This window comes from Pseudoalteromonas sp. Isolate6, assembly GCF_022398435.1.
In the GTDB taxonomy this organism is placed as follows: domain Bacteria; phylum Pseudomonadota; class Gammaproteobacteria; order Enterobacterales; family Alteromonadaceae; genus Pseudoalteromonas; species Pseudoalteromonas galatheae.
Map to the genome: position 1 here is coordinate 1 of NZ_JAKEVK010000235.1, position 6,720 is coordinate 6,720.

At 42.3% G+C, this 6,720-nt stretch carries 4 protein-coding genes; 1 reads left to right on the forward strand and 3 read right to left on the reverse strand.

Features of this window, described 5'->3' with window-relative positions; all coding sequences use genetic code 11:
• Positions 1 to 35: 35 nt before the first annotated feature.
• Complete coding sequence (locus tag L1D50_RS20400; RefSeq protein WP_138522945.1) at positions 36 to 923, reverse strand: LysR substrate-binding domain-containing protein; 888 nt, start codon at positions 921 to 923, stop codon at positions 36 to 38.
• A gap of 115 nt (positions 924 to 1,038) precedes the next feature.
• On the opposite strand from L1D50_RS20400, the gene L1D50_RS20405 reads away from it, so the two are divergent.
• Positions 1,039 to 2,223 (forward strand): MFS transporter, encoded by a 1,185-nt coding sequence (locus L1D50_RS20405; RefSeq protein ID WP_138522947.1) that lies wholly within the window; start codon positions 1,039 to 1,041, stop codon positions 2,221 to 2,223.
• A gap of 684 nt (positions 2,224 to 2,907) precedes the next feature.
• On the opposite strand, the gene L1D50_RS20410 is transcribed toward L1D50_RS20405, so the two are convergent.
• Positions 2,908 to 5,256, reverse strand: a complete 2,349-nt coding sequence (locus L1D50_RS20410) for a hypothetical protein (RefSeq protein ID WP_239966692.1) — start codon at positions 5,254 to 5,256, stop codon at positions 2,908 to 2,910.
• Between the two features lie 108 nt (positions 5,257 to 5,364).
• A complete protein-coding gene (locus tag L1D50_RS20415; RefSeq protein ID WP_239966693.1) occupies positions 5,365 to 6,588 on the reverse strand; it encodes an alpha-xenorhabdolysin family binary toxin subunit A in 1,224 nt (407 codons plus the stop codon).
• Positions 6,589 to 6,720: the final 132 nt, after the last annotated feature.

Consider the following 6,720-nt stretch of genomic DNA (forward strand, 5'->3'; position numbering starts at 1 on the left):
AATAAATACAAAATATATTTGTAAAAAATGAAAAACTATAGCGTGAGCCTAGGCGCAATGTAGTCTAGAAATGCTGAAATCCGAGAAGATACACCACTATTTTGATAATACACGGCTTGCACCGCTTCTCTGCGGTTTGGCGAAATAATTTGCTCGGTAAATACCTCAACGAGTCTTCCTGCTTTTATATCTTGTCTCACCATAAAGTTAGATAGCAGTGCAATACCATGGCCTGCAATACACAATTGCCTCACGGTCTCACCACTGGATGCGCTAATGGAAAACTTGAGTTGCTGCGGATTTTGTAAAGGCCAGACGTTGAGATGCGGGGCATCGGTAAAACCTATCAAGTTGTGATTTGAAAGAGTAATCAACGGTTCACTGCCTAAAAACTTACTTATATAGTCAGGGCTCGCAACAAGGTGAAGTTTACTTCGGCCTAACAATCGAGCATGAAGGTTAGAATCAGCTAAGTCACCAATTCGTATCGCGATATCGGTTTTATGCTCTAACAAATCGATGATGCTGTCATGGCTAGTTATTTCCAAAGTAATATCGGGAAAGGCTTCATTAAAACCTTTTAATATAGGCGTAAGCTGGTGAAAAACGAAAGGGCTTGCAGCATCAACTCTCAATTTACCTGCCGGCGAAAATCGTAACAGCTTTAACGCTTCTTCGCCTTGCTCAATGGTATTGAGTGCCTGTCGCGCATAGCGTAAAAATAGTTCGCCTTCTTCGGTTAGCTCTATCCGCCGAGTAGTTCGATTGAATAGCGTTACACGCAGGGACTTTTCTAGCCGAGTTACCGCTCTTGAGACCTTTGCAACTTGTTCGTCCATCAGATTTGCTGCAGCGGAAAAACTACCAGTATCGACAACACAGATAAAAGCTTCTAGATCTTCGGTTTTAGAGCTAACGGGCATATGCGTTCCTTTTCATTTTCTACAAAAGTATTTTGTCATTTTTACTGTTTTTTGCAAATAAAAAAGCTTTCACACTACATCAACTTATTGCTTATCACCTCAGAAGGGTTTATTTATGCCACTTGCATTACTGGCGCTGACATTAAGCGCATTTGCCATTGGTACCACCGAATTTGTCATTGTTGGTTTAGTACCTACCATCGCTTCAGACTTATCAGTTTCACTGCCTAGTGCAGGGTTGCTGGTGAGTTTATATGCCATCGGCGTTGCCGTTGGTGCGCCCGTCTTAACCGCACTGACAGGGCGATGGAATAGAAAGTCTGTATTACTTAGTTTGATGGCACTCTTTGTCTTTGGCAATTTGCTTGCGTGGCAAGCGCCCAGTTATGAAAGCCTCATTATGGCGAGGATCATGACGGGACTCGCTCATGGTGTGTTCTTCTCTATTGGTTCTACGATTGCGACAAGTTTGGTCTCAAAAGACAAGGAGGCAAGTGCCATAGCCATTATGTTCACGGGCCTGACCGTGGCGCTCGTAACGGGTGTCCCCTTGGGTACTTGGATTGGCCAACAGTTTGGCTGGCGAGCCACGTTTCTAGTAGTTTCTGCTTTAGGTGTTGTTGCTCTCTTGGGAAGTGCACTATTGATTCCAAAGAACCTAAAGCAAAGCGCATCAGCCAGTCTGTCTGAACAGGCAAAGGTATTATTGCAACCCAGATTACTGCTCGTCTATCTTATGACCATACTTGGCTACGGTGGAACCTTTACGGCATTCACTTATCTTGCGCCAATTTTACAACAGGAAGCTGGTTTTAATGCCGCTACAGTCAGTATTATTATGCTGGTTTATGGTGTATCCGTTGCCATTGGCAATATCTATGGCGGCAAATTAGCAGACAAAAAGGGGCCAATAAGCGCTTTGACCATCATCTTCGCGTTACTCTCGGTCATTTTAGCTGTGTTGACATTTACCATGCAGTCGAAAGTAGGCGTGGTGATCACGGTATTAATGTGGGGAGCATTTGCTTTTGGAAATGTGCCTGGTCTTCAGGTCTATGTTGTACAGTTAGCCGAAAAATATAGTCCAAAAGCGGTGGATGTCGCATCAGGGTTGAATATCGCTGCCTTCAACGTTGGAATTGCATTCGGCTCCATCCTTGGTGGTCAAATTGTAGAAAGTATGTCTTTGCAGGACACCGCTTGGGTAGGGGCACTTATCAGTGCTGCAGCCTTATTAGCAACCCGTTTTAGTGGCTATCTGGATAACAGATCTTTATTGAAGGCTCAAGTTGTAGAGTAGGTGACGGCTCATCCGGAGGAATTTTGCTAAAAGATCGCCACGTGAAGTGGCTCCTACGAAAGGCGGTCTGGTTTAGTAAATATTTGAACTCCACCAAAGTAGGAGCAGGTTAATCCTGCGAGCTTTTGTTAAAGATCGTCACGTGAAACGGCTCCTACGAAAGGCGGTCTGGTTTAGTAAATATTTGAACTCCACCAAAGTAGGAGCAGGTTAACCCTGCGAGCTTTTGTTAAAGATCGCCACGTGAAGCGGCTCCTACGAAAGGCGATCTGGTTTAACAAATAGTCAAGCCTCGCCAAAGTAGGAGCAGCATAATCCTTGCGAGCTTTTGTTAAAGATCGCCACGTGAAGTGGCTCCTACGAAAAGGCGATCTGGTTTAGCAAATATTTAAGTCTCACCAAAGTAGGAGCAGGTTAATCCTGCGAGCTTTTGTTAAAGATCGCCACGTGAAGCGGCTCCTACGAAAGGCGGTCTGGTTTAGTAAATATTTGAACTCCACCAAAGTAGTAGCAGGTTAATCCCGCGAGCTTTTGTTAAAGATCGCCACGTAAAGTGGCTCCTACGAAAAAAGCAATCTGGTTTAGCAAATAGTCAAGCCTCACCAAAGTAGGAGCAGGTTAATCCTGCGAGCATTTGCTAAAAGATCGCCACGTTAAGTGGCTCCTACTAGGCTAAACAGCGCACTATTGTTTGGGGATCGCATTCCCTTTAAACGACACTTTGATATTCGTCACTTTACTTAAGTCATAAAGCTGTGGATTTTTCAGCTTAATTGACCAAGTAGTAAACGGAGTTGGTTTAAAGTAATTAATCGCATAATCGTTTGCGATTGCACCACTGGTGATTGGATCTATGCGTGTCGTTTCACTATCTAACAACTCGTAACTCACCAATCGGTATAACGATTCGGCACTAAATTGATAGGGTTGCCCTTTAAACCTATCTTGATATGAACCGCTTGACCTTACCTCGATATCGTAGCGCTGGTTCTCATTCAATCCCGAACCTTCTAGTACAACATTGACCTCGTCTAATCTAACTCGATCAAATTGGGAAAAATCAATGTCTTCTAACGACAGCGTGAAACTCATCTCACCATCTTGCGCAAAATCCTGCAATTGTTGCTGCGCATTCAACTCTTCTATGGTGAGCATAAAGTCTTGAGGTCGAGGGTTAAAGCGTAATAATGACGCGGCCTCTTGCTCACGTAGCAAGGCTAAGTCGCGGCGGTATTCTTGATAACTTTGATTAAGGCTTGGTGTCACTATGGTGTCATCAAGTGACCAGTAGCTAAATGCCGCCTGATAGTTTGTTAATGCTACAAATATCGGACGTTTTAGATTATTCAGAGTCCGAAATAGCTGCTCCTCCATTTCCTGAATTTCATCTAGACTGTTTTGATTGTTTTGTAAAAATGCATCTATATGGTTGATCTGCTTGAGTTTTGCATCAGCGGTGATCCGCAAATCTATCTGTCTAGACTGCTCCTGGGCAATATCAATTTCTACAGCCACAATTGCCTTACCATGATTAATTAACTTTTCGATAGCAACAAGATAGTCGCTTGAACCGTCAATATCTTCATCTATAGCTTTTTTCATTTGTGCTTTAGCGGTTATTAAAAATTCATCCCAAATTCGATTTGCCTCTTCTTTGGTTGGAATGAGTGAGTTAAGGCGATTGAACTCTTGTGCAAGCTCACTACTAGAAAACGAATCGGCAGTTTTTTGCGATAATACGTTTAACTGGCCGCTAACCTTTTGTACTTTATCCATTAATGATGCTATATCATCAATTTTGGTTTTTAAGTCATTGATCTCTTGGATTGTGGCGGGTAAGCTCGCTACTAAGTCTTTCAGGCCACTGGTGTCTCCCCCTGCAGCTCCTGCAAATGCAGTGCCTGCACTAATTACGGTTTCAAGTACTTTAAGTCCGATTTCTGTAATTTTATCTAGTTTGTAGTCTAAAATTCCTTGCTGAAACTCGACCCCTGAATAGAAGACGTTATTTTCTTGTCCGCTGAATGCTGCTTTTTGTTCATCTAGTGTCTTTACCAAGCTCGTCAGTTGCTCTACTGAGCGAGAGATAATTCGTTGCTCAGCAGATGCAACATCGAACAGGTTATCCTGCATTAAAGTGAGATCTTGGCGCTTGTTTTCTAAACTTCGGCCTTGTTGCTGAAAATTACTATAGCTATCCTGATATGCTTCCATCGCATCAATGTATGCTTTGATGGTTAGCTCATAAAAGTCGCGGGACAAGCTAGGAACATAGTTTTTGTTAAGTGTTGCATACGACAAAAACTGCTTAAAGTTAGCAAGCTGCAAGTAAAAGTTCTTAGCTTGAACTGATGACTCTCTAACATCATGAGCTGCATTTAGTATAGACTCAGGCCAGCTCAACATCTCAATGCTCAACGCTGGGTTTTGATCATAAATGGCCGCCGCCATATCGAACGACTTTTCAAATGCATCTAAAAAGTACTCTTTGTGCACCGAAGTTAGTGACGTCAGCGCGGGGGAAATAGGCGTCGCAAACTTATTCCCTTGTATAACTTGATATAGCGTACCAAAGGAGTCTGGTGCGATGCTAAAACGTTCAATTTCACCGCCGCTGGGTGAATGAGCTGTCACTATATTGATATTAGCCTCAACTTTATCGGCCATGAATACCAGTGTTGATGCTTGGGCATTTTGAGTATCTAAATTAATACTCACCGTACCATTACCCATTATTTTGCGTGCGACGATAAAAACCCTTTTATTTGGCGCATCGAAAATCATGTTTCGGTCGATTTCCACGGTATCTGCAGCAATGACAATGGTATTATGATCTCTAGCACTGGTAAGTACGTCATTCAGGTTGACATGTAATGCCGAGACCAAGTAATTTTGTGTGTCTATCTGTTGTTGATTTGTTGTTGTAACGCTTGGTAAGTTTTGACTTAACTCAAGATTATATAGCTCGTTCCAAGTCGCTGCTTGGCTCGAAAAAGCGCAGCCAATCAACAAGCTGAGTAAAGTTGGTTTCATAGTAATTCCTTATTGCAACATACAAGACGCGCCTATTGAGCACTCTGTGAATGTAGGGCGCTCAATAGAAGTTTAGTTATGATGCTTATAATTTAAGTCTAGTGATACTTACTGCTGTGATGTTGGCAGGTAGGCGTTCTGTAGAAACGTTCTTGCTTTGTCTGCGATGTCTTTCCATGAATTGCTGGCATTGCTGGCAAGAGGTGAAGAAACTATCCCTGCAACAATCACGTTGGCATTACGTAACGCATTGTCACTGTTTAATTGTGTCAATACATCTCGAAGAGATTGCATATCTCCATACAAAGACTGCCAGTGCACTTGAACTTTACGAACATTGCCAAGCGCTGTTTCAATTTTTTCGTTCATGCCTTCCACTTGCCCTTTGGCAATTTGATACGAGGCTGCAAGACTCATCGCGTGGGCGAGTTCCTTATTCGCCGTCTCAATTTGAGACTCTACTTTATTAATCTCGCTCTTTACTTCTTCTAACTGTGCGCCTTGGATACTACCGCCAATGATTAGCCCAAGCACACCGCCGAGACTACTTAAGCCAATACCTGTTTTTAAATCGCTCTTTTCATCATTTAGATCGTTGAGTCGTCGTTGTAAGGTACTAATTCGATCTCGGATGTTAGCTGGCTGGTCTTTATTTAAGATATCTTCAAAAGTGCCTTCCAGTGTATTTAATTGTCCAGAATGTGTAGTTAAATCTCCCTGAAAGGTGACGAGTTGATCTACCACTGTTTGGGTTTTTGTTAGATTACCATCAACAAAATTCATGAAGGTGTTTAGAAATGAAATTGCGACTTGTCGACTTTGTTCGGCAGCTTGCAGATCTCCGCTTAGCGACGCGTTATGTAACTTTGTTAGTTCATCAATAAACGGCTGAATTAGCAATACATGGGTATCGGAATAATTTGCTAATTTCGTCGCGAGATCAATGATGCTTGGATAAAGCTTATGATTCCAGTTCTGACCCGACGCATTGATTGACTCAAAGGTTGTCATCAGTGCTATGTAGTCGTTATTTAGAGGCGTATCCGCTGGATATCGCGTCGCACTTCTAAAGGCTGCTTCGGTATTCGGTAAACTGACAGCTGACTCGGCAAAAACTTGAATCGTATGCCACTGTTCCTGAGTAAGTAGAAAGTTATCCGAGCCGACATCTATAAACAATGGTGAGCCTTCAATATCGCCTTGAAGCGTATCGTACATAATTGGTGAAATTTCAGGGACGGCGGTATTTGCCGTAGCAAGCTGACTAAGTCCAAATAATTGTAGTGACGTTACGATAGCAATTGCGCTTTTCTTTAACTTAATTGGTTTCATCTTTCATATTCCTTAATCAATATGTGTTCTAGCTTTTAAGTTGTACGAAACTCTTTTTAGTTTCAAAAGTACAACTTCAGATAAAAGTGCATGTAGTTAAAATGTTAACCAAATGTACTTTTAATATTATTG

Coding starts and splice junctions, on each gene's coding strand:
- L1D50_RS20400 (WP_138522945.1), bottom strand. CDS start 923: ATGCCCGTTAGCTCTAAAACCGAAGATCTAGAAGCTTTTATCTGTGTT.
- L1D50_RS20415 (WP_239966693.1), bottom strand. CDS start 6,588: ATGAAACCAATTAAGTTAAAGAAAAGCGCAATTGCTATCGTAACGTCA.
- L1D50_RS20410 (WP_239966692.1), bottom strand. CDS start 5,256: ATGAAACCAACTTTACTCAGCTTGTTGATTGGCTGCGCTTTTTCGAGC.
- L1D50_RS20405 (WP_138522947.1), top strand. CDS start 1,039: ATGCCACTTGCATTACTGGCGCTGACATTAAGCGCATTTGCCATTGGT.